Origin of the sequence: Nocardioides sp. SYSU D00038 (assembly GCF_016924665.1) — a bacterium.
In the GTDB taxonomy this organism is placed as follows: Bacteria; Actinomycetota; Actinomycetes; order Propionibacteriales; family Nocardioidaceae; genus Nocardioides.
In genome coordinates, this window is the sequence record NZ_JAFFJT010000023.1 from 58,212 (window position 1) to 80,747 (window position 22,536).

Below are 22,536 nucleotides of genomic sequence, written 5' to 3' on the forward strand. Positions count from 1 at the left end.
GTGCGCACCCGCTCGGTGCGCACCCCGGACCTCGACCTCGTCAGGAGGGCGCGCATCACCCCGGGTGGCAGGGTGGAGCCATGCGCATCGTCGTCGCCGGCGCCAGCGGCTTCCTCGGCACCCACCTGGTCGAGGAGCTGACCCGGCGCGGCCACCACGTCACCCGGCTCGTACGACGCCGCCCCGGCTCGGCCGCCGAGTCGCAGTGGGACCCCTACGCCGGCCGCGTCGACCGCGGCGTGGTCGGTTCGGCCGACGTCGTGGTCAACCTGGCCGGCGCGCCGACCCTCGGCAACCCCCACTCGAGCCGGTGGGCACGCGAGCTGATGCACAGCCGGGTCACCACCACCCGGCTGCTGGCCGAGGCGGTCGCGGGCGCGGAGCAGCCCCCGGCGTACCTCGCCGGCAACGGCATCTCCTACTACGGCGACCACGGCGATGAGCCGCTGACCGAGTCGTCGGGCTCGCGCGGCGACGCACTGCTCACCCGGGTCACCCGCGCCTGGCAGGAGGCCGCCGAGCCCGCAGCGGCCGCCGGCGCCCGGCTGTGCGTGCTGCGCACCGCGCCGGTGATGGACCGCCGCAGCGCCCCGCTCGAGCAGCTGCGGCTGCTCTTCCGGCTCGGCCTGGGCGGCCGTCTCGGCGACGGCGCGCAGTACATGGCGATGATCTCGCTGCGCGACTGGGTGGGCGGCGTGACCCACCTGGTCGAGCACGACGACGTCGCCGGTCCGGTCAACCTGTGCTGCCCGCGGACGCCGACCAACGCGGAGTTCACCCGCGCGCTCGCCCGCGCGGTGCACCGGCCGGCGTTCGCCGCGGTGCCCCGCACCGCGCTCCGGCTGGGGGCCGGGGCGATGGCGCCCGAGCTACTCGGCTCGCTGCGGGTCCGCCCCGCCGCGCTGGAGGCCGCGGGCTACTCGTTCCGCGACCGCGACGTCGAGTCCGTGCTCGCAACCGGCCTGGCCTGACGCACCGACGCCACCAGCCACCGGCCGGCCACCCGGCGCAGCTCCACCACCCGTGCCGTGGGCCCGTCGCGCGGCAGCGCGCGGCGCCGACCCGGCCCGACCGCCGAGCCCGAGACAACCTGGTCGACCACCAGCAGCCGCCACCGGCGCGGCTCGCCGGTCAGCACCCGGAGCCGGAGCACCTGGGTCTGCAGGGCGGTGACCCGCCAGCCGCGCCCCAGCCACGCCCGCAGCATCCGGGCGTCGCGCTCACCCGCCCGCGACCCCGGCACGTAGAGCGACCGCAGTGCGACCACGTCGCCGGCCGTCCACGCCGCCGCCCGCCTCAGGTCCCACTGCTTGAGCACCGCAGCCGCCGCGACCCCCTCGCGCGGCGGCCGCGGTGGCGGCGCGGTGGTCGCATTCGCGGCGACCACCGGTCTGGGGTCCTCGCGGACCGTCACCAGCCCGGCCACCAGGGCGGCGACCAGGGCGCCGGCGAGGAGCACCGGCGCGGCGAGGGACGACGGGCGGGGCATGCCGTCCTTCCTACCCCGATCCGGGCCCTGCCTGCCGACGCTCTCCACAGGCCCACGGCAGGATGACCCTGTGATCGGCCGACGCGGGTTCCTCACCGGCGGTGCAGCCGCGGTGGCGCTGGCCGCCGGCGCCGGCGTCGGCATCCACCAGCGGGTGCTCCCGGGCCGGCCGTACGCCGCCGGGTTCCCCCGCAGCGTCGACGTCACCGCGCGGTTCGCGCCCGGCGGTCACGACCCCGGCTACGGGCGCCGGGTGCTGCCCGCGCAGCTGGCCTTCCTGGGCACCCGGATCGGCCACGGCGCCCCCGGAGCCTCCCTGGGTGCGGAGTAGGCTCGGCGACGTGGTGACCTTCGACGTGGTCGGTGTCGGCGAGGCCGCGGTGCCCTACCTCGAGGCCTGGGAGCTCCAGCGACGCGTGCACGCCGAGGTGGTCGCCGGTGACCGCCCCGGCACCGTGCTGCTGCTCGAGCACCCGCCGACGTTCACCGCCGGCAAGCGCACCGACGACCACGAGCGGCCGCTCGACCCCGGCGGCGCACCGGTGATCGACGTCGACCGCGGCGGCAAGATCACCTTCCACGGCCCCGGCCAGCTCGTCGCCTACCCCATCGTCCGGCTGCCCGACCACGTGCGCGTCGTCGACTTCGTGCGCCGCCTCGAGGAGGCGATGATCCTGGTCTGCGCCGACCTCGGGGTCACCACGGCGCGGGTGCCCGGCCGCAGCGGGGTCTGGCTCACCGCCGACGACCGCGGCCCGGAGCGCAAGATCGGGGCGATCGGGCTGCGCGTCAGCAAGGGCGTGACCATGCACGGCATCGCGCTGAACTGCGACGTCGACCTCGGCTGGTACGACCGGTTCGTGCCCTGCGGCATCAGCGACGCCGGCGTCACCACCCTCACCGCCGAGCGCGGCCGGCCGACGACCGTCGCCAAGGTGCTGCCGCTGCTGCAGGCCCGGCTGGCGGAGCTGCTGGCCTGGCGCGACTACACGCCGACCCCCGACTACGAGCCGCGTCCCGAGCCCGGCCGCGGGCCGCGGATCGAGCTGCTGACCCCCTGAGGGCCCACCCGGCGCGGCGCCGTGGCGCGACCGTCCCGGCTGCTTGGATCGTCTGACCCGGCGACGCGCGTCGCCCACGAGAGGACGACGATGAGCGGACTGGTCATCGAGACCGACGGCCTGCGCAAGGAGTTCCGCAGCCGCACCGGTCTCCGGGTGGCGGTCGACGACCTCGACCTGGCGGTGCCCGCGGGCGGCGTGCACGGGTTCCTCGGGCCCAACGGGTCGGGCAAGACCACGACGATCCGGATGCTGCTCGGGCTGGCCCGGGCCACCGCCGGCACGATGCGGCTCTTCGACGAGCCGGTGCCCGCGCGGCTCCCGGCGGTGATCGACCGGGTCGGCGCGGTGGTGGAGTCGCCGAAGTTCTCGCCCCACTTCAGCGGCCGGCAGAACCTGCTGCTCCTCTCCCGCTCGATCGGCGTCCCCGACACCCGGGTCGACGCCTCCCTCGAGACCGTCGGGCTGTCGGGCCGTGACCGCGACCGCTACCGCGGCTACTCGCTCGGCATGAAGCAGCGCCTCGCCATCGCGGCGACGCTGCTCAAGGAGCCGCGGCTGCTGATCCTCGACGAGCCCACCAACGGCCTCGACCCGGCTGGCATCCGGGAGATCCGCGAGACCATCCGCGGCCTGGGCGAGAGCGGCGTGACCGTGCTGCTGAGCTCGCACATCCTGGCCGAGGTGCAGCAGGTCTGCTCGTCGGCCACGATCATCGGCAACGGCCGGCTGCTGGCCAGTGGCCGGGTCGACGACCTGCTCGGCGCCACCACGTCCCACCGGGTCTCCGCCGACGATGCCGCCGCGGCGCGCACCGCCCTCGACCGGGCCGGCTTCACCACGTCGCTGGACGGCGGCGGGCTCGTGGTCGAGAGCGACGAGCCGGCGGCGATCACCCGCACCCTGGCCGAAGCCGGGATCTGGCTCACCTCGCTCACGCCGCTGCGACCCGACCTCGAGTCGTTCTTCCTGTCCCTGACCTCCGCCGACACGCTGGGTGGTGGTCGGGCATGACCGCCCTGGTGCTCGTCGAGCTGCTGCGGCTGCGCTGGCGCCGGGCGGTGCTGCTGCTGGTGGCGGCGGCGTTCGTCATCCCCGCGATCCTGCTCGCCACGACCCTGTGGGGCACCCGCCCCGTCTCGGACGCCGAGCTGAGGAGCGCCCAGGAGCAGGCCGCCGCCGCGGCCGAGTCACCGCAGCTGCAGCTGGACATCGCCGACTGCGAGGCCGATCCCGAGGGCTGGGGGGTCGACGCCTCGACCACCTGCGAGGAGATGCTGGTCCCCCAGGCGTCGTGGTACGCCTTCCGCCAGCCGCTCGACCTCGACCAGGAGCGCCAGGAGGGCAGCGGCCTGGCGGTCGCCGCACTGCTGACCATGCTGCTCGTGCTGGTCGGCACCACCTTCGTGGGCCACGACTGGAACAGCGGCTCGATGAGCAACCAGCTCCTCTTCGAGCCGCGGCGCACCAGGGTCTGGCTGGCCAAGGCCGTGGCGGTGCTGGGCGGCTCCCTGATGGTGGCCCTGCTGGTGCTGCTCGCCTTCTGGACGGGTCTGGTCGTCGCTTCGAACGTCCAGGGCCTGACGCTGCGCGACGGCGAGGTGGCGGCGGCGTACAAGCAGGCGGTGCTGGCCGCCTGCCTCGCCTCGCTCGCAGCGACCTTCGCCCACGCGCTCACCATGCTCTTCCGCAGCACCGTCGCCACGCTCGGCGTGCTGTTCGCCTTCGCCGTGGCCGGCTCGATCGTGCTGGCGGCGCTGGGCTTCGACGGCTACGAGCGACTGCTCCCCCACGCCAACTTCATCGCCTTCGTCGTCGGCAGCTACGACTACTACGTCACCCACGGCGCCGGCATCGAGGCGATCAGTCGCTCCCACGCGGCGGTCTACTTCGCGGTGGTGTTGGCGCTCGCGGTGGCCGCGTCGCTGGCGAGCTTCCGCAGCCGCGACGTCCCCTAGCCCGTCGGTCCTCCACCCCGGGCGCCGGCGACCTGCGCGCGGTAGTGCTCGGCCATGCCGGGGACGTAGTCGCGCTCGAAGTCGACGTCGGTGACCGCGCCGCCGGTCTCGGCGGCGACCAGGCGGTCGAGGTAGTACTCCCACCCCGGGCCCACGTCGATCGCCTCCTCCGGGTCGACGCCCGGCTGGCTGAAGGTCAGCGTGGTGGTGCCGGCGTGCTCGGTGAGCACCAGGTCGAGGTGCCACTGGTCGTCGCCCACGTGGGAGGTCACCCGCAGCGCCCGCGGCGGGTCGCACTCGCGGATCTCCATCTCCTCGGTGGGCATGCCCTCCTCGGCCGTCATCGTGAACGACACGTGGCCGCTGGCGGGGTCGCCGGTCCAGGTGCCGATCCACCGAGCCAGCCGCTCCGGCTCGGTCACGGCCGCCCAGACGTCCTCGATCGGCGCCGCGAAGGTGCGGTCGATGAACAGGTCGTAGCGGCCGTCGTGGTGCTCGACGCGGCCGGTGGGCTGGCGGGTCATGCGGTCTCCTCGTGCTGGTGGGTGGTCGGGCGAGCGCGTCGCTGGCGCACGGTGCGCCGGACCTCGGTGTCGAGGGCGTCGAGGGCCTGGCCGGTGAGGCGGGTGCCGGCGGGAGGCGCGAGCTCGTCGAGCAGGCGCCGTACGGCGGCCAGGCCCTCGGCCCGCAGCGCGTAGTGACGCTCCCGGCCGCGCTCGCTGACGCTGAGCAACCCGGCCTCGACGAGCACCCGCAGGTGCTTGCTGACCGCGGGGCGCGACATGGCGTGGTCGGCGGCCAGGTCGACCACCCGGGCCGGTCCGCGGCGCACCCGGACGAGCAGGGCGCGCCGGGTCGGATCGGCGAGGGCGGTGAACGCGTCCACGCCCAATAGGTAACCACGCGGTTACCTGTTGCGGCAACCGGTCCGGTGCCGTGGAGGCTGGCCCGGCGGCGTACGCTGGAGGGGTGACGCAGGCTCCCGCCCCCGAAGGAAGAAAGCTCCTCCGCCTCGAGGTCCGCAACGCCGAGACCCCCATCGAGCGCAAGCCCGAGTGGATCAAGACCCGGGCCAAGATGGGGCCGGAGTACAAGGCCCTGCAGAGCCTGGTGAAGTCCGAGGGACTCCACACGGTCTGCCAGGAGGCCGGCTGTCCCAACATCTTCGAGTGCTGGGAGGACCGCGAGGCGACGTTCCTCATCGGCGGCGACCAGTGCACCCGGCGCTGCGACTTCTGCCAGATCGACACCGGCAAGCCGCAGCCGCTCGACCGCGACGAGCCCCGCCGGGTGGCGGAGTCGGTGCAGTCGATGCAGCTGCGCTACGCCACGATCACCGGCGTCGCCCGCGACGACCTCCCCGACGGCGGCGCCTGGCTGTACGCCGAGACCGTGCGGGCGATCCACGAGCTCAACCCCGACACTGGCGTCGAGAACCTGATCCCCGACTTCAACGGCCGCCCCGAGCTGCTGGCCGAGGTCTTCGAGTCGCGCCCCGAGGTGCTGGCCCACAACGTCGAGACCGTGCCGCGGATCTTCAAGCGGATCCGGCCGGCGTTCCGCTACGAGCGCTCGCTCGACGTGCTCACCCAGGCCCGCGACTTCGGGCTGGTCACCAAGTCGAACCTCATCCTCGGCATGGGCGAGACCCGCGAGGAGGTCTCGCAGGCGCTGCGCGACCTCCACGAGGCGGGCTGCGAGCTGGTCACCATCACCCAGTACCTGCGCCCCTCGGTGCGCCACCACCCCGTCGAGCGCTGGGTCAAGCCCGAGGAGTTCGTGGAGCTCGCGGCCGAGGCCGAGGAGATCGGCTTCTCCGGGGTGCTGTCCGGGCCGCTGGTGCGTTCGTCCTACCGCGCCGGACGGCTGTACCGTCAGGCCATGGACGCCCGGCAGGGCTCCGCCGTCTGAGCGCACCCGCGCCCACCCGGTCCCGCCGGGCCAGCACCACCCGAACCACGCACGAGTGAGGCAACGCCACGCCATGTCCAACCAGAACGCGCCCATGGACCCCTCGACGATGAGCCGTCGCAAGCAGTTCGCCGAGACCTGGAAGATGACCCGGCGCTCCGACCCGGCGGTGCTCTGGCTGGTGCTGGCCTCGCTGCTGCTCGGTGGCGCGCTCGGCTTCGTGCTGTTCACCGTGCTGCCCGGCGGCGGCGCGATCGGGCTGGCGATGTCGGTGGTCGGCGCGCTGCTGTTCGGCGTCCTGGCCGCGATGATCGTCTTCGGCCGCCGCGCCCAGAAGGCGGCGTACACGCAGATGGAGGGTCAGCCGGGTGCCGCCGCGGCCGCGCTGCGGATGCTGCGCCGGGGCTGGAAGACCGACCCGGTCATCGCGTTCACCAAGCAGCAGGACATCGTGCACCGCGTGGTCGGCCCGCCCGGCATCGTGCTGATCGGCGAGGGCAACCCCAACCGGCTGCGCCAGCTGCTGCTCAGCGAGCGCAAGAAGCACGAGCGGGTCGCCACCGAGACCCCCATCCACGAGATCGTCTGCGGCAACGGCGAGGGCCAGGTGCCGCTGCCCAAGCTGGTGCGCCACGTGCAGAAGCTCGGCCGCGCGGTCAAGCCCGCCGAGCTCACCGACGTGCTCAACCGCCTCAAGGCCCTCGACGCCAACCGCTCCAACATTCCGCTCCCCAAGGGCCCGGTGCCGACCAGCATGAAGGGCATGCGCGGCAACCTGCGGGGCCGCTGAGCCACTCCCCCCGTCAGCGCCCACGACGTACGACGCCGGCCGGCCCCCGCGGGGACCGGCCGGCGTTCGTCGTACCGGGGGCGGCGGCGCCGCGTCGCTCACATGGCGCCGGCGGGCAGCTCCACGATGTCGTCGGGGGCGGGCGCCTCGATGATGACGTCCTTGCCCCAGTCGGAGTAGGTCGTCTCGACCGAGCCGGTGCTGCCGAGCTCGACCAGGTTCTTCACGATCCGGCCCTCGCCGTCGATCCACACGTCGAAGGTCATCTCGCCCTGGCCGGCACCGGCGGCGGCGTCGATCTTGGTGGCGTCGATGAGGGCGGCGTAGTGGGTGGCGGTCTCGCCGCCCACCTCCTCCTCGCCGACGAGCGAGACCGACTCGATGCCCTGCTCCAACTGCTCGAACGCCTTCTCGGGGTCGAGGTTGTCGGCGAACCCCGCACCCATCGGGTTGTTGGGGTCGGCCAGGTCGAACTGCACGAACTTGCCGTCGAGGTTGGGCAGCCCGACGTAGACGATCCCCTTCACCATGATCAGCGTGAGCTTGCCGCCCATCGCGGGGTTGTTCATCTCGATGTGCACCGCCTGCTGCTTGCCGGTGAAGTCGATGTCGCCGGTCGCGTCGATGGCGGTCGGGCCGCCGGTCGACTTCAGGGTGGCCGCGGCGGTGGTGGCGTTCTCGAACGCCGTGCTCATGATCTCGGCGAACTCACCGGCCTCGACCGACTCACCGCCGGGGGTGTCGCTCTCCTCCTCGGTGGGCTCCTCGGAGGGCTCGGCGTCCTCGGTGGGCGTGCTCGAGGCCGAGGAGCCGGCGTCGTCGGAGGGCTCGTCGGAGTCGCCGCCGCAGGCGGTCAGGGTGAGGGCCAGGGGCAGCGCGAGCGCTGCGCAGGCCCGCCGCCAGGTGGTGCGGGACAGCGTCGTACGGGTCATGGGGTGCCTTTCAGGAGACCGAGCGCCCGGAGAGGGCCCGGTAGGTCTGCAGGGTGACGGTAGCGCTCGCCGCCGCGAGGTCGTGGAGCCCGCGACCGTCGGGGCGGTAGACGAGCGGAGGGATGACGAGCGCGATGAGCACCTGCCGCAGCAGCGCGCGCGGCACGTCTACCGGACGCGGGTCGCCGTTCGCCCGGACGACGCGCAGCCGGGTGGCCACCTGTCCGAACGAGCCGCCCACGGTGGCGGTGAGCAGCGCCGACTCCACGACGAACACCCCGAGCACGTAGAACGGCGCGGGGCTGCCGGTGCGGGAGTAGGCGTCGAGCCCGACCACCAGGACGACGACCAGGGTCGAGGCGAACCAGTCGACCAGCAGGGCCAGCATCCGCCGGCCCCAGGTCGCCGTCTCGAAGGTGGTCACGGCGACCACCCTAGGCAGGGCGGGTGAGGGATCGGCCTCCGGACCACCTGTTACATCCCCGAAACACTCACGGTACTGTCGCGAAACCGACCGATCATTGGATGTAGGGACCGCCGGATCACCGTCGCCCCGGCCGCAATCTCTCGAAGCACGTGTCGGCTGCCCCTGGGTCGCAGCCAAGGAGGACGAATGTTCCAGAACAGCGATGAGCTGCTCAAGTACGTCAAGGACGAGGGCGTCGAGATGGTCGACATCCGCTTCTGCGACCTGCCCGGCATCATGCAGCACTTCACGGTCCCCGTGTCGTCGTTCGACCAGTCGGTCTTCGACGACGGCCTGGCCTTCGACGGGTCCTCGATCCGCGGGTTCCAGGCGATCAACGAGTCGGACATGGCGCTGTTCCCCGACCCGACCACGGCGTTCATCGACCCGTTCCGGGCCGCGAAGACGCTGGTGCTGAACTTCTTCATCCACGACCCGATCACGGGCGAGGCCTACTCGCGCGACCCGCGCAACATCGCTCGCAAGGCGCTGGCCTACCTCTCCACCACCGGCATCGCCGACACCGCGTTCTTCGCCCCCGAGGCGGAGTTCTACATCTTCGACTCGGTGCGCTACTCCACCTCGCCCAACGAGGGCTACTACCACATCGACTCCGTCGAGGGCTGGTGGAACTCGGGCAAGGAGGGCGACAACCTCGGCTACAAGACCCGGTTCAAGGGCGGCTACTTCCCCGTCGCGCCGTACGACCACTACGGCGACCTGCGCGACGACATGGTGAAGAACCTCGAGGCCTCCGGCCTCCTCGTCGAGCGCGCCCACCACGAGGTCGGCACCGCCGGTCAGGCGGAGATCAACTACCGCTTCGACACGCTGCTCAAGGCCGCGGACGACGTGATGAAGTTCAAGTACATCATCAAGAACACCGCGTGGCAGCAGGGCAAGTCGGTCACCTTCATGCCCAAGCCGATCTTCGGCGACAACGGCTCCGGCATGCACGTGCACCAGTCGCTTTGGAAGGACGGCGACCCGCTGTTCTACGACGAGACCGGCTACGGCGGCCTCTCCGACATGGCGCGCTGGTACATCGGCGGCATCCTCAAGCACGCCCCGGCCCTGCTGGCGTTCACCAACCCGACGGTGAACTCCTACCACCGCCTGGTCCCCGGCTTCGAGGCCCCGATCTCGCTCGTCTACTCCTCGCGCAACCGCTCCGCCTCGGTCCGCATCCCGATCACCGGGTCGAACCCCAAGGCCAAGCGGATCGAGACCCGCTTCCCCGACCCCTCGGCGAACCCCTACCTCGCCTTCGCCGCGCTGATGCTGGCCGGCGTGGACGGCATCCAGAACAAGATCGAGCCCGCCGCCCCGATCGACAAGGACATCTACGAGCTGCCGCCGGACGAGATGGCCGAGATCGACCAGGTGCCGACCTCGCTCGGCGCCGTCCTCGACGCCCTCGAGGACGACCACGACTTCCTGACGGCCGGCAACGTCTTCACACCGGACCTGATCGACACGTGGGTCAACTACAAGCGCACCGAGGAGATCGCCCCGGTGCAGTTGCGGCCGCACCCGCACGAGTTCGAGCTGTACTACGACATCTGATTCCAGGGTCCTCCGGAGGTTGAGGAGGTCGCTCTGCGACCGTCTCGAAACCACTTGTGACCTGCAAGCGCTGAGTGGTCCATCGCGGACATGTACGGCTGACCACGGCCCTGAACGGCTGTCTACGGCTCGCTTGCTACCCGATGCGTACCGCAACCTCTGGCCCCGGCCTCCTCGTGAGGTCGGGGCCGGCGGCGTTTGCGAGGTCGTATTGAGACCGGCAGATCGCAAACTCGTGACCACTCAACCCGTGAACACAAGGCGCTGAACCGCAATCACGTGAACGGCTACGTCTGGCGCCCCGCGCTGAAGCCGCCGGCATCGATCCCGGGACCGACACCGGGATGCACGCGCTGCGGCACTTCTACGCCTCAGCACTGCTGGAGGCCAGCGTCAGCATCAAGACGCTGTCGGAGTACCTCGGGCATCACGACCCGGCCTTCACCCCTGCGGACCTACACGCACCTGATGCCGACGAGCAACGAAGCCGTACGCCACGCGATCGACGCGCTCTGGGCGCTACCGCACCCAAGCTGAGATCTCGCTCGCTTCGGAGCTACCCACATGGGAAGGTGCCCCTGTGTCGCCAGCGCTCCCGCGTATCTCTGACGTCCCGTCCGTCTACGACGTGATCCGCACGTACCTCGATGGTGACGGTCGGCTCACGGACCAAGACCTCACTCTGCCTGACGAACCCCCGCGTGACCCGAACGCGATCCGTTGGTCGGCCGGCGCGATGGATGGCGTGATGGGACATCACGGCGGAGGACACGACGGGAAGGCAGCCACGTCAACCGCTGCCCTGCTCGCCAAGGCGAGCCGCAAACCACGCGAGCGCACCCTGAAGAAGCTCTACCGAGCCCTTCAGAACGACGACGTCGTCTCTTATGTCGACGACATGATCGAGTCGCTCGTCTCTGCTCGACCGGACGCCGACGCCATCCACCAGGTCGGTCTGTGGCTGGCGACGACGGCCCGGCATCGGGGCCCCGCGAAGATCGGTCTCGCGCTCATCGGGATCACCGGCACCCGTGACGCAGGCGAGATCGTCATGACCCTTGGGGCACACGACGAGTTCACCCTGTTCGCCGCCGTCGCCCTCAGCAACGGCTCCACCAACCCCGAGCGCGACATCTGGAGCTTGGCGAAGCGGGTCGATGGTTGGGGCCGCATCCAGTGCGTCGAGCGGCTCAGCGACGCCACCGATCCCGAGATCAAGGAGTGGCTGCTGCGTGAGGGCTACAAGAACTCGGTCATGTACGAGTACCTGGCGTACACCGCGGCCACCACAGGCGAGCTCACCACTGCGCTTCAGCGGACTGAGGTCGACCGACAGTTGCTGACGTCTGCCGGCGAGATCATCGAGGCACTCATCATGGGCGGGCCGGCTCAGGACATAGACGACATCGACGACGCACCGGCGATGCTCGACGCCTACCTCGATCTGCTCGACCACCGCGCAGAGACGCTGGGCGACCTGCGCACGACGACCTCGATCGACAGGATGCTCCACGGCGGCGAGGATGCGGATGCACGCGCCGGCCATGGCTGGACTCAGCAGGATCAGCAGCGGCTGGCTACCAAAGCCGAGAGGATCCTCGCCCAACCGCAGTGGCCCGAGGTGGTCGCGGAGGGGCTCGCTTCGGAAGACGACCACACGTTCTGGCTCGCCAAGGAAGCGGCACCTCGGTTCGGGATCGCGACGTTCGACCTCTTCCTGGAGCGCCTCCGCGCCGATCCGCTGGGTGGCTCCTGGTTCGACGCTTGGCGGACAGCCGACACCGACGACCGTCGCAACAGCCTGGTCGACCTCGCCCGCGCGACCTTCCGGCCGAACGTGATCGTCAACGGCTCACCGAGCAGCATGGGCTTCGGGCCAGAGTTCCGCGCCCACATGGAGTTCGACTTCACGCTGCAGGAGCTCCGGAACCATCCGGGCACGGGGCGTGACCTGATCTCGCTCGGCCTGACAAGTCCCACCATCCGCAACCGCAACATGGCACTTGGCGCACTCAAAGAGTGGCCGTTTGCCACGTGGCCCGACGATGCCCTCGACCTGCTCCGGCGAATGGCATCCGACGATCCCCAGGAGCAGGTCCGTCAGGACGCCTCCGAGCTTTTGACGAAGGCGAAGATCGGCGCCTGAGTTCGGCAGCAAGACTCCACGGCGATGTGTACCGGATGTGGACCGAGGCGTGTACCGGTGCAGGAGATACTCAGGTCAGTGACCAGTTCGGCCCGTTCTACGACATCTAGCCATGCCGCCGCTGCGATCGTTTCTCAACGTCGAGTGGCCGCAACGGACTACCGCTGACCTGCAGTAACGCCGCCGAGTGATCCCGTGGTCGCTCGGCGGCGTGCTGCTTTGTGCGCTCGTCAGTCACGAGTCCGGCCGTGCTCGACACGCTGCGGGCGACGGCGCTGGCTGTGGTTGGTCAGCGCTGCGACGGACCGCTCGTCAGAGTCAATTTGCGAGAAATAATCAATTCTTGCTTGACGAGTCGATCCGCGTGGCGAGAAGGTGTGATCGCGCCCACACGACCGGTGTGGTCGCCCCACTCCACCAGAGGACCACGAGGATCGAGATGCGAATCGCAAGTGTCGGAGGCAGGCTCGCACTGGGCCAGGGCGAGCGATGGGTCGACGTCGAGAAGGCGAGCAACGGACGCTTCTCCTCCGATCCGCAGGCCGTCTACGAGCGCTGGGACGAGTTCGTCGCCTGGGCGCCGGGAGTGCCGGGGGACGCGCCGGAGGCCTCCGGGGAGCTGGGGGTGCCGGTCCCCCGACCGCGTCAGGTCGCGGCCATCGGGCTGAACTACCGCGAGCACGCGGTCGAGAGCGGGATGGCGATCCCGGAGCACCCGGTCGTCTTCACGAAGTTCCCCTCGTCGCTGGTCGGCCCGGGTGCCGTGGTGACCCTGCCGAGCGACGGCGTGGACTGGGAGGTCGAGCTCGTGGTCGTGATCGGCCGACAGGCCCACCAGGTGCCGGTCGAGAAGGGCTGGGACCACGTCGCGGGCCTCACCGTCGGCCAGGACCTGTCCTGGCGAGCGGTGCAGACCCGCGGCCCTGCGCCCCAGTTCTCGCTCGGCAAGTCCTATCCCGGGTTCTCGCCCGTCGGCCCTGCCGTCGTGACGCCCGAGGACCTGCTCGACAAGGACGACCTGGCGATCAGCTGCTCGCTGGACGGCGAGGTCCTGCAGGACGGCCGCACCAGCGACCTGATCTTCTCCGTGCCGGAGCTGGTCAGCCGGCTCTCCGAGGCGCTCACGCTCTACCCCGGTGACCTGATCTTCACCGGGACGCCGTGCGGCGTCGGCATGGGCCGCGAGCCCAAGCGGTTCCTGGTGCCGGGCACGCTCACGAGCTCGATCGAGGGCATCGGCGAGCTGGTCGTCACGCTGGTCGGCGGGGAGGCCTGAGATGGCACTGCACCGGGTGAGCTCCTTCACCTACGAGGTCCCCAACCTCGAGGAGGTGACCGCCTACTACCGGGAGTTCGGGCTGACCGACCACGGCGACGGCTCGATGTCGACGCTCGACGGCGGCCGTCAGCTCTACCTCCGGCCGGGCCCGGTCCGCCGCATCGCGTCCCTCACCCTGGGCGCCGACGACCCCGACGACCTCGGCCGGATCGCCGCGTCGCTGACCCGGCTGGGCGTGGAGCACGGCATCGTCGCCGACCGCCTCGTGACGGCCGACCCGGCCACCCGCGTCGGCGTGGTCGTCGCGGTTGAGCCGCGGGTCGTGCAGGCCGAGGTGGCCGCACCGTCGTACAACGGTCCGGGCCGTCTAGAGCGGGTGAACGCCCGATCCGCGGGTGCGAGCTCCGACGCACGTGTCCGTCCGCGCAAGCTGGGCCACGTGGTGCTCGGCAGCACCGATCCCGAGACCTCGCAGCGGTTCTTCATCGAGGGCATCGGCTTCAAGCTGAGCGACCGCGCCGGCGTCGGGGCCTTCCTGCGCTGCAGCACCGACCACCACAACCTGCTCGTCATGGGCGCGCCGGTCGTCTACCCCCACCACACCTCGTGGCAGGTCGACGACGTCGACGCCGTCGGCCGCGGCGCCATGGACATGCTCGAGGGCCACCCCGAGCGGCACGTCTGGGGCCTCGGACGGCACTACGCCGGGTCCAACTTCTTCTGGTACCTCAAGGACCCCGCCGGCACGTTCAGCGAGTACTACTCCGACATGGACTGCATCGTCGACGACTCTCTGTGGACACCGGAGGCGGTCGAGGGCGCCCGCGGCCTCTTCCGCTGGGGTCCCCCGCCGTCGCCGTCCTTCCTCAACCCCGAGGACCTCGCCGCGATGATGACGGGAGCGCACAGCAAGTGAGCACCGGGCAGCGGGACGTCGAGGTAGACGTCGTCATCGTCGGCTACGGCCCTGTGGGTCAGTACCTCGCCTACAAGCTCGGCCGACTCGGGTGGACGTCGGCGTGCATCGAGCGCTTCCCCGAGGCCTACGCCTTCCCGCGGGCGGTCCACTTCGACGACGAGGTGGCCCGGCTGTTCCAGAGCATCGGGCTGGACCCGTCGGACAACCCCGCCGTGCAGCCCTACGACAACCTCTACCGCTGGGTGAACGCCGACAAGGAGGTGCTGCTCGAGCTCGACTGGACCGGCATCGGACCTTCGGGTTGGCAGACCTCCAACTTCTTCCACCAGCCCGACCTCGAACGTGAGATCCGCAAGATCGTGGACACCGAGACCCGGGCCGAGGTGCACCGCGGCTGGGAAGCCGTCGAGCTGCACCAGGACGATCAGGGCGCGACCGTGCTCGCGCGCAGCACGAGGGGCGACGGGGCCACCCGCACCTTCCGCGGCCGTTACGTCGTGGGTGCGGACGGAGCCAACTCCTTCGTGCGCACCTCGCTCGGGATCACCATGACCGACCTCGGCTTCGAGTTCGACTGGTTGATCCTCGACGTCCTCCCGCACGAGCCGATGCACTTCGACCCACCCGCGTGGCAGTGGTGCCGCCCCGAGCGGCCGACAACCGTCGTGCCTGGCGGAGCACCGCACCGGCGTCGCTGGGAGTACATGCGGATGCCGGACGAGAGCATCGAGGAGCTGAACACCGAGGCGACCGCGTGGGAGCGGCTCGCCGAGTTCGGCCTGACCCCCGACAACGCCACCCTCGAGCGGCACGTCGTCTACACCTTCCGCGCCCGCTGGTGCGACCAGTGGCGCCGCGGGCGGGCCCTGCTCGCCGGCGACGCCGTGCACCTGATGCCGCCGTTCGCCGGCCAGGGCATGTGCGCCGGGCTCCGGGACGCCGAAGCGCTGCTGTGGCGGCTGGACGCGGTCCTCGCGGGTCGTTCGCCCGATGCGCTGCTCGACTCCTACGGCCCCGAGCGCACCGAGCACGTCCGCTACTTCATCGAGCTCTCCATGGGGCTGGGCCGGGTAATCTGCGTCAGCGCCCCCGAGGCCGCCACCCTCCGCGACCTCGAGATGCGTGCCGCGCACCAGGACCCGTCACTCGCCCCGGCCGAGCCCGCACCGCCGCACCTCGGGCCCGGCATCCTCGGCAGCCACCCGCTCGCCGGCCACCTCTCCCACCAGGGGCGGGTCATCGTTGCCGGCCGCGAAGGTCGGTTCGACGACGTCTGTGGCCAGGGGTGGACCGTCCTCGCCCGGCCCGGCGCCCTCGCCCACCTGAGTGACGCGATCCGCACGTGGTGCTCGGAGGTCGGCGTACGCCTCTTCGAGGTGGGTGCCCCCGGGTCGGGAGCGCAGGTGATCGACGTCGAGGGCCGGTACGACGCGTGGCTCGACGAGCTGGGCACGCCGGTCGCCGTCGTGCGACCCGACTTCTACCTCTACGACGCCGTCCCCGCCGAGCGCCTCGACGAGGCCCTGCGCGGCCTGCGCACCGCGCTCGAGACCGGGTCAGTGGCCCGCGTGACGGTGGGCTGAGCGGCATGCCCCTCCTCGAGGCCCGCGGGCTGACCAAGAGGTACGGCGGGGTCACCGCGCTCGACGATCTCGACCTGACCATCGATCCGGGTGAGGTGGTCGGCGTGATGGGACCCAACGGCGCCGGCAAGAGCACGCTGCTGAAGACCCTGCTCGGGGAGGTCCGGCCCGACAGCGGACAGGTACTGCTGGAGGGCCGCGACGTCACCCGGTGGCCGAGCCACCGGATCGCCCGCGCCGGCCTCGCCCTGGCGAACCAGGTGCCGCGCCCGTTCGGGCAGCTCAGCGTCGACCAGAACCTCCGCCTTGCGGGCCTCGCCAGCGGCGACCGCAAGCGGGACCTCGACGTCCTCGCCCTGTGCGGGCTCAGCGACAAGGCGTCGCGGCCCGCGGGCAGCCTCGGGCTGCTCGACCTGAAGCGTCTCGAGTTGGCCCGCGCCCTGTCCTTGCACCCGCGGGTGCTCCTGCTCGACGAGGTCGGCGCCGGACTCGTCGCCCACGAGACCGAGCAGCTGGTTGACATCGTCCGGAAGGTGCACGCCGAAGGCGTCGCCCTGATGGTGGTCGAGCACGTGGAGGGCCTCATCCGGGAGCTCGCCGACAGGGTGGTGGTCATCGACTGGGGCCGCAAGGTGGCGGAGGGCTCGCCCGCCGAGGTCTCCGCGGACCCGACGGTGCGCGCCATCTACCTGGGCGAGGGAGCCTCCGCGGTCCGGTCAGCGTCGCCGCGGCTGCGTGGACCTGCGCCGACCGAGCCGCCGCTGCTGGAGCTGGCCGACGTGTCGGCCGGCTACGGCAAGGCGGTCGCGCTGGACGGAGTCAGCCTGGAGGTCCGGCGCGGCGAGGTGGTCTCCGTGCTCGGTGCGAACGGCGCCGGGAAGACCACGCTGACCCGGGTGGTCACGGGCCTGGTCCCGATCCGGTCGGGCTCGGTGCGGATGAGCGGCGCAGCCGTCGACGCCGAGCCGCCGCACGTCCGGCTGCGCCACGGGGTCTCCTGCTGCCCGGAGGGCCGCCGGATCTTCGGCGAGCTCACGGTGGAGGAGAACCTCCTGCTCGGCGGCTACACCCTCGACCGGACCGCCCGCGTCGAGGAGGCCGCACGACTCTGCGAGCGGTTCCCGGTGCTCGCGGAGCGCCGGGACCAGCGGGCCGGCACCATGAGCGGCGGGCAGCAGCAGCTGCTCGCGATGGCCAGGGCACTGATGTCGCGCCCCCGGCTGTTGATTCTCGACGAGGCGTCCCTCGGGCTCTCCCCCGTCGCCGTCGAGGTGATGTACGACGCGATCGGCTCGCTTCGCGAGATCGGCCTCGCCGTGCTCCTCATCGAGCAGAACGCACACCGCTCCCTGGCGGTGGCCGACCATGCCTACGTCCTCGACCGCGGCCGGGTCACCTACGACGGCTCACCCCAGGACCTCGCCGACGAGCGTCGGCTCTCGGAGGCGTACTTCGGGGCCGCGCACTAGCGCCGACCCGTCGTAGCCCGCACGCCCGTCCCGGCAGCTCGCCGGGACGGTCACCTCCGCACACCCGTGCCATCGAAGGAAGGCCTCACCATGCCTCGATCCACCTCTGCCCTCGCGGCCGCGGCGACCCTGGTCCTCGCGAGCGCCGCGCTCAGCGCCTGTGGCAGCAGCTCGGACGCCTCGGACTCCGGGGACCTGGTCCTCGGAGCGTCCCTGCCCCTCACCGGTCCGCTCGGCGTCTTCGGCCCGCCGATCCAGGCGGGCTACGAGCAGGCCGTCGACGCCATCAACGCCGACGGCGGCGTCGAGATCGACGGCGAGTCCTACCAGCTCGAGCTGGTCGTGAAGGACAACAAGTCCGACCCCACGGTGGTCACCTCGACGACCAAGTCGTTGGTCTCCGAGGAGGAGGCGGTGGCCCTGCTCGGCTCGGTGACCCCGCCGATGACGATCCCGTTCTCGGTGGTGGCCGAGCAGGAGCAGGTGCCGGCCGTCTCGCCGCTGACGCCGACGCTCGCCTGGTTGGCCGGCAACGAGAGCGGCTGGAACTACGCCTTCGACGTCTTCGTCGACGAGGAGGAGCAGACGGCGGTGAACTTCCAGGCCTCGGACCTCGTCGACACCAACAAGAAGGTCGCCCTCTTCACCGACACCGGCGAGGACGGCAAGGCGATGGGAGCGCTGTGGGAGGCCCAGGCCGCCGGCTTCGGGTACGAGGTCGTCTACCGCGCCGAGTTCCCGGTCGGCACTACCGACTTCAGCCAGTTCGTCCAGGAGGCCCAGGCCGCGGAAGCAGAGGTGATGATCGCGCAGGTCATCCCGCCCGACGCCGCCGCGCTGTGGAAGCAGATGAAGGCGCTGGGCTACGCCCCGAAGACCGCGTGGGCCGAGAAGGGCGGCACGGTCGGCTTCCCCCAGGCCGCCGGCCCGGCGGCCGACGGCGCGATGACCTTCGGGTGGTGGAGCCCCGACAACGGCAACGTCGGAGGCCAGGAGCTCTACGAGGCGAACAAGGCGGAGTACGGCGACGGCCTCGCGAACCAGGCCGTGATCTCGGCGTACGCGATGGTGGAGATCCTCGCGGATGCGCTCGAGCGGGCCGGCAGCACCGATCCCGACGACCTTGCTCAGGCCATCGCCGACACCGAGGACCTCGACACCGTCTGGGCGCCGATCACCTTCGGCGAGGACAACCGCGCGATCATCCCGCCGACGGCCGTCCAGTGGCAGGGCGACTCGCAGGTGACCGTCTGGCCCGCCGATCAGGCGACCGGCGACCTGCAGGCGCCGCCGCCGGGCCTGGCGAAGTAGCTGACATGTCCGCCGAGGCTCTCCTCAACGGCGCCCTGCTGGGGGGGCTGTACGCCCTGGTGGCGCTCGGACTGTCGTTGGTCTTCGGGATCATGCGGGTGGTCAACCTGGCCCACGGCCTGCTGGTGCTTCTCGGGGCGTACGCGGCGGTGCTGGTCACGGACCGCATCCCCGTCGACCCGCTGCTGGCCTTCGTGATCGTCGGTCCGGCGCTGTTCGCGCTGGCCGCCGCGGTCCAGCGACTGCTGCTGCAGCGCCTGACCGGCCACTCCGCGGAGGCGCCGCTGGTCGCGACCTTCGGCCTGCTGCTCCTCGGCCAGGGGACCCTGACCTATGCGTTCGGCACCAGCCCGCGCTCGCTCGACGCCGGCTGGGCTCAGCAGAGTGTGTCGTTCGCCGGGATGACCGTGCAGTCCGCCAACCTCGTTGGGTTCCTCCTGGCGTGCGCGGTCGTCACCGGCACGCAGCTGCTCCTGACCCGCACCCGCTTCGGCACCGCCCTCCGCGCCTCGGCTGCCGACCCGGCCACGGCGGGGATGCTCGGCATCAACATCCCGCTGATGCACGCGCTGACCTTCGGCGCTGCCGCGGCGATCGCCGCCCTCGCGGGCATCGTCTACGGGAGCGCGTTCTCCGTCGATCCGAACGGCGGCCTGCCGCTGCTCGTCCTCGGCTTCACCGTCGTGGTGATGGGCGGGGTGGGGGACGTGCCGGGCACGCTCGTCGGCGGGGTGCTCGTCGGCGTGGTCGCGGCCGCGGTCGGGGGGCTGGTCGGGCCGGTCTACTCCCCGATCGCCATCAACCTGCTCCTGCTCGCCCTGCTGCTGGTCCGCCCGCAGGGGCTGGGGCTGCGGCTCCCGGCGCGACGGCAGCGGCCCGCGGTCAGCGACCGGGAGGTGGTGGCGGCATGACCGGCACCCGACGTACGGCGGCGCTGGGGCTGGCCCTCACCGTGGCCGTCACCCTCGTGCTGTGGTCGGTGCCCGGACGGGTCGACCGCAACACCCAGGACCTGCTGCTCAACCTCCTGATCTGGATCGGCGTCGCCCAGGCCTGGAACATCATCGGCGGCATCGGCGGCCAGCTGTCCCTCGGGCACTCGGTCTTCATCGGGGCGGGCGGCTACACGAGCGCCATGCTGCTGCTGAAGACCGATCTCGGGTGGCCGGTGGCCCTGGTCGGAGCCGGGCTCGTCTCCGCGGCCCTCGCCTGGGTGGTCGCGTTCCCGCTGCTCCGGCTGTCGGGCGTCGCGTTCACGATCGGGTCCTCGGCGCTCGCGCTCGCAGCGTTGGCGTGGATGGTGACGTGGACGTGGACCGGGGAGAGCCGGGGTCTCACCGTCCCGCTGGATGCCGTCCCCGACCGCGAGGCGAAGTTCCGGTTGATCGCCGTGCTCGCCGTGCTCACCTGCGTCGTGGCGGTGCTGGTGCTCCGCTCGAGCTTCGGGCTGCGGTTGATGGCGGTGCGCGACGACGAGCGCGCGGCGGCCGCCCTGGGGGTGCCCGCCGAGGTCGTGAAGCGGCGGGCGTTCCTGCTCAGCGCCGGTCTGACCGGCCTGGTCGGCGCCGCGGTGAGCCTGAACCAGGTCTACATCGAGCCGAACTCGATGTTCGGCCTCACCTGGGTCGTCACGGCACTGGTGATGGTGGTGGTCGGCGGCTCCGGCACGGCCGAGGGCCCGGTGCTCGGCGCGTTCGTCATCTACTACCTGGTCAACCGCTCGTTGGAGGACCAGCCGATGGTCCAGGCCATCCTCAGCGGCGTCCTGGTGATCGTGGTGATCGTGGTGGCACCGCGCGGGATCGCCGGGCTGCTGCGCTCCGGCGTCGCGTGGATCCGGGGACGTCGGACGGCGCCTCGGACGATGGCCGAGGCGAGCACGTGAGCGGGACACGGACGCCGACCCGATCGGTGCACGTGCACCGGGAGGTGCGGCGCGCGATCCTCGGCGGCGTCCTGCGACCCGGCTCGCGGCTCAGCCCCCTGGCGCTGGCCGAGCAGTACGGCGTCAGCCTGGGCGTCGTCCGCGAGGCGCTGACCCGGCTGGGCGAGCAGGGGCTCGTCCTCTCACAACCCCAGCAGGGCTTCCAGGTGCTGCCGCTCTCGCGGGAGGACCTCCTGGACCTGACGTCGGTGCGCCTGGACCTGGAGCCGCTGGCGCTGCGCCGCTCGGTCGAGCGTGGCACCGTGGAGTGGCGCTCGCAGCTGATCGCCGCGCACCACGTGCTCGAGCGCACCCCGGAGCACGACCTCGGCCCCGACGCCTCGTGCGTGGTCAACGAGGAGTGGGCCGTCGCCCACCGGGCCTTCCACCTGCAGCTGCTCGCGGGTTGTGGCAGCCGACGCCTGGTGGAGATCGCCACGACCCTGCGTGACGCCGCCGAGGTCTACCGCCGCTGGTCGACCCCGCTCGCGAGCGAGCCGCGGGACGTCGCGGGTGAGCACCGGGCGATCCTCCAGGCCGTGGTCGAGGACGGCGACCCCGAGCTCGCCGCCAGCCGACTCGCCCACCACATCGCCCACACGACCGACGTGCTCATCGAGCACGCGAACTGAGGTGACCGTGCACGACGTCGTCCGGGACCTCCTGTGCCGCTACTTCGATGCCGTCGACCGGGCCGACCTCGCCGCGGTGCAGGATTTCCTCGGGGACGCCACGGTCATCCTCGGCGGCCGCACGCTCCGCGGCCGCGAGGAGCTGGCGGCGGCGTACGCCCCGCGGCTCCTCGCCCCGGTCGACGGGCGCCGTCGTACCGCCCACCACCTGACGAACCTGCTCATCGCCCCGGAGGGATCGAGCACGGTGCGGGCGGCGGCGTCCTATCTCCGGCTCGAGGAGGGGCCCGTCCTCGCAGCGAGCGGACGGATCGAGCAGCTCCTCGACCTCACCGATGCCGGCTGGCGGGTGCGCGAGCACCGCGTCGTGACCGACCTGTGACCATGCCTACTGGTTCACTCGGCCTCGACCATCCCCGATCCGAGCAGCAGCTGCTGGGTGCGGCAGACGTGCTCCTCGAAGAGCCGGACGGCGAGGACCTGGTCGTGCGCGAGAGCCGCGTCGCAGAGACCCTGGTGCTCGGCGGCGACGTCGCGGCCCGTCTCCTCACCGGGGCCAGCGGACCACGCGCGGTAGAGCTCGGCCTGGTCGGAGAGCCGGTCGCAGATGTCGAGCAGCACGGGGTTGCCGCAGGCGCTGATCAGGGCGTGGTGGAAGGCGAGGTGCGCGTAGGCCCACTCCTCGTTCCGCTCCGGTGCCGCGTCCGGTGCCGTCGGGGGCAGCATCATCGGCTGGCTGGCCAGCCGGTGGTGCGCAGCCAGGACCTCCGACTCCCAGGTGACGCCGCCGCGGGTCAGCGACAGTCGGAGCGCGGCGCCCTCGTTGACGAGTCGGGCCTCCGTCAGGGCCTTCAGCGTCGTTCCCGACAACGTCGCGACGTGGTAGCCGCGGTTGCGGTCGATCCGCACCAGGCTCTTGGTGCCCAGCAGCCCCAGCGCCTCTCGCACCACCCCGAGGCTCACCCCGCGGTCGCGGGCGAGATCGGCCGGCTTGAGGCGGACGCCGGGCGCAAGCGTGCCGTGCAGGATCTCGACACGCAGCTCTTCGTAGACGCGCATCGCGAGGCTGTCGGCGTCCCGGCTCTTGACCACCCACGGAA

The 22,536-nt window shown here is 71.6% G+C and carries 25 protein-coding genes; 19 read left to right on the plus strand and 6 right to left on the minus strand.

The window, feature by feature from the left end; translation table 11 throughout:
• Nucleotides 1-80 precede the first annotated feature (80 nt).
• Nucleotides 81-971, plus strand: coding sequence for a TIGR01777 family oxidoreductase (locus tag JT721_RS12970; protein WP_205473560.1), 891 nt, complete (start codon nt 81-83; stop codon nt 969-971).
• On the opposite strand, the gene JT721_RS12975 is transcribed toward JT721_RS12970, so the two are convergent.
• Nucleotides 917-1,489 (minus strand): hypothetical protein, encoded by a 573-nt coding sequence (locus tag JT721_RS12975; protein WP_205473561.1) that lies wholly within the window; start codon nt 1,487-1,489, stop codon nt 917-919. The two genes, JT721_RS12970 and JT721_RS12975, sit on opposite strands and share 55 nt — an antisense overlap.
• A 70-nt stretch (nt 1,490-1,559) precedes the next feature.
• On the opposite strand from JT721_RS12975, the gene JT721_RS12980 reads away from it, so the two are divergent.
• The 4 genes from JT721_RS12980 (at nt 1,560) to JT721_RS12995 (ending at nt 4,508) form a co-directional block, all read left to right on the plus strand.
• Nucleotides 1,560-1,820, plus strand: coding sequence for a twin-arginine translocation signal domain-containing protein (locus JT721_RS12980; protein ID WP_205473562.1), 261 nt, complete (start codon nt 1,560-1,562; stop codon nt 1,818-1,820).
• 10 nt (nt 1,821-1,830) lie between these two features.
• The gene (lipB, locus tag JT721_RS12985; protein WP_205473563.1) at nt 1,831-2,550 is read left to right on the plus strand and encodes a lipoyl(octanoyl) transferase LipB; all 720 of its coding nucleotides are present in this window, start codon (nt 1,831-1,833) and stop codon (nt 2,548-2,550) included.
• 90 nt (nt 2,551-2,640) lie between these two features.
• Complete coding sequence (locus JT721_RS12990) at nt 2,641-3,564, plus strand: ABC transporter ATP-binding protein (protein ID WP_205473564.1); 924 nt, start codon at nt 2,641-2,643, stop codon at nt 3,562-3,564.
• On the plus strand, nt 3,561-4,508 hold the full coding sequence (locus JT721_RS12995; protein WP_205473565.1) for a hypothetical protein: 948 nt from the start codon (nt 3,561-3,563) through the stop codon (nt 4,506-4,508). Before JT721_RS12990 ends, JT721_RS12995 begins: the two co-directional genes overlap by 4 nt.
• Here JT721_RS12995 and JT721_RS13000 read toward each other — a convergent pair.
• Complete coding sequence (locus JT721_RS13000; protein WP_205473566.1) at nt 4,505-5,032, minus strand: SRPBCC family protein; 528 nt, start codon at nt 5,030-5,032, stop codon at nt 4,505-4,507. The two genes, JT721_RS12995 and JT721_RS13000, sit on opposite strands and share 4 nt — an antisense overlap.
• The gene (locus JT721_RS13005) at nt 5,029-5,394 is read right to left on the minus strand and encodes a metalloregulator ArsR/SmtB family transcription factor (protein WP_307828035.1); all 366 of its coding nucleotides are present in this window, start codon (nt 5,392-5,394) and stop codon (nt 5,029-5,031) included. Before JT721_RS13005 ends, JT721_RS13000 begins: the two co-directional genes overlap by 4 nt.
• Before the next feature lie 83 nt (nt 5,395-5,477).
• Here JT721_RS13005 and lipA point away from each other — a divergent pair, with 83 nt between their 5' ends.
• Nucleotides 5,478-6,419 (plus strand): lipoyl synthase, encoded by a 942-nt coding sequence (gene lipA, locus JT721_RS13010; RefSeq protein WP_205473568.1) that lies wholly within the window; start codon nt 5,478-5,480, stop codon nt 6,417-6,419.
• Between the two features lie 73 nt (nt 6,420-6,492).
• Nucleotides 6,493-7,209: a DUF4191 domain-containing protein gene (locus JT721_RS13015; protein WP_205473569.1), complete on the plus strand. Its 717-nt coding sequence runs from the start codon at nt 6,493-6,495 to the stop codon at nt 7,207-7,209.
• 98 nt (nt 7,210-7,307) lie between these two features.
• Here JT721_RS13015 and JT721_RS13020 read toward each other — a convergent pair whose 3' ends face one another.
• Nucleotides 7,308-8,141, minus strand: a complete 834-nt coding sequence (locus JT721_RS13020; protein ID WP_205473570.1) for an LppX_LprAFG lipoprotein — start codon at nt 8,139-8,141, stop codon at nt 7,308-7,310.
• A 10-nt stretch (nt 8,142-8,151) separates the two neighbouring features.
• Nucleotides 8,152-8,565 carry an RDD family protein gene (locus JT721_RS21420; RefSeq protein ID WP_307828036.1) on the minus strand — a complete coding sequence of 138 codons (414 nt, stop codon included), beginning with the start codon at nt 8,563-8,565 and terminating at the stop codon, nt 8,152-8,154.
• 189 nt (nt 8,566-8,754) lie between these two features.
• Between JT721_RS21420 and glnA the strand changes: the two genes are divergently transcribed.
• The 12 genes from glnA (at nt 8,755) to JT721_RS13085 (ending at nt 21,818) form a co-directional block, all read left to right on the plus strand.
• Complete coding sequence (glnA, locus tag JT721_RS13030; protein WP_205473571.1) at nt 8,755-10,173, plus strand: type I glutamate--ammonia ligase; 1,419 nt, start codon at nt 8,755-8,757, stop codon at nt 10,171-10,173.
• Between the two features lie 293 nt (nt 10,174-10,466).
• Nucleotides 10,467-10,805: a tyrosine-type recombinase/integrase gene (locus JT721_RS21925; protein ID WP_374220887.1), complete on the plus strand. Its 339-nt coding sequence runs from the start codon at nt 10,467-10,469 to the stop codon at nt 10,803-10,805.
• Complete coding sequence (locus JT721_RS13040) at nt 10,802-12,319, plus strand: hypothetical protein (protein WP_205473573.1); 1,518 nt, start codon at nt 10,802-10,804, stop codon at nt 12,317-12,319. Before JT721_RS21925 ends, JT721_RS13040 begins: the two co-directional genes overlap by 4 nt.
• A 439-nt stretch (nt 12,320-12,758) precedes the next feature.
• Nucleotides 12,759-13,595 (plus strand): fumarylacetoacetate hydrolase family protein, encoded by an 837-nt coding sequence (locus tag JT721_RS13045; RefSeq protein ID WP_205473574.1) that lies wholly within the window; start codon nt 12,759-12,761, stop codon nt 13,593-13,595.
• A gap of 1 nt (nt 13,596) precedes the next feature.
• Nucleotides 13,597-14,514 carry a VOC family protein gene (locus tag JT721_RS13050; RefSeq protein WP_205473575.1) on the plus strand — a complete coding sequence of 306 codons (918 nt, stop codon included), beginning with the start codon at nt 13,597-13,599 and terminating at the stop codon, nt 14,512-14,514.
• Nucleotides 14,511-16,100 carry a bifunctional 3-(3-hydroxy-phenyl)propionate/3-hydroxycinnamic acid hydroxylase gene (locus tag JT721_RS13055; protein WP_205473576.1) on the plus strand — a complete coding sequence of 530 codons (1,590 nt, stop codon included), beginning with the start codon at nt 14,511-14,513 and terminating at the stop codon, nt 16,098-16,100. The genes JT721_RS13050 and JT721_RS13055 overlap by 4 nt, the downstream gene beginning before the upstream one ends.
• A 5-nt stretch (nt 16,101-16,105) precedes the next feature.
• A complete protein-coding gene (locus JT721_RS13060) occupies nt 16,106-17,569 on the plus strand; it encodes an ATP-binding cassette domain-containing protein (RefSeq protein ID WP_205473577.1) in 1,464 nt (487 codons plus the stop codon).
• 90 nt (nt 17,570-17,659) lie between these two features.
• On the plus strand, nt 17,660-18,880 hold the full coding sequence (locus JT721_RS13065; RefSeq protein ID WP_205473578.1) for an amino acid ABC transporter substrate-binding protein: 1,221 nt from the start codon (nt 17,660-17,662) through the stop codon (nt 18,878-18,880).
• Nucleotides 18,881-18,885: 5 nt separating this feature from the next.
• Nucleotides 18,886-19,791: a branched-chain amino acid ABC transporter permease gene (locus tag JT721_RS13070; RefSeq protein WP_205473579.1), complete on the plus strand. Its 906-nt coding sequence runs from the start codon at nt 18,886-18,888 to the stop codon at nt 19,789-19,791.
• On the plus strand, nt 19,788-20,765 hold the full coding sequence (locus JT721_RS13075; protein ID WP_205473580.1) for a branched-chain amino acid ABC transporter permease: 978 nt from the start codon (nt 19,788-19,790) through the stop codon (nt 20,763-20,765). Before JT721_RS13070 ends, JT721_RS13075 begins: the two co-directional genes overlap by 4 nt.
• The gene (locus tag JT721_RS21770) at nt 20,762-21,436 is read left to right on the plus strand and encodes a GntR family transcriptional regulator (RefSeq protein ID WP_205473581.1); all 675 of its coding nucleotides are present in this window, start codon (nt 20,762-20,764) and stop codon (nt 21,434-21,436) included. The genes JT721_RS13075 and JT721_RS21770 overlap by 4 nt, the downstream gene beginning before the upstream one ends.
• A gap of 1 nt (nt 21,437) precedes the next feature.
• Nucleotides 21,438-21,818 carry a nuclear transport factor 2 family protein gene (locus JT721_RS13085; protein ID WP_205473582.1) on the plus strand — a complete coding sequence of 127 codons (381 nt, stop codon included), beginning with the start codon at nt 21,438-21,440 and terminating at the stop codon, nt 21,816-21,818.
• Nucleotides 21,819-21,832: 14 nt separating this feature from the next.
• On the opposite strand, the gene JT721_RS13090 is transcribed toward JT721_RS13085, so the two are convergent.
• A complete protein-coding gene (locus tag JT721_RS13090; protein ID WP_205473583.1) occupies nt 21,833-22,528 on the minus strand; it encodes a GntR family transcriptional regulator in 696 nt (231 codons plus the stop codon).
• Nucleotides 22,529-22,536 lie beyond the last annotated feature (8 nt).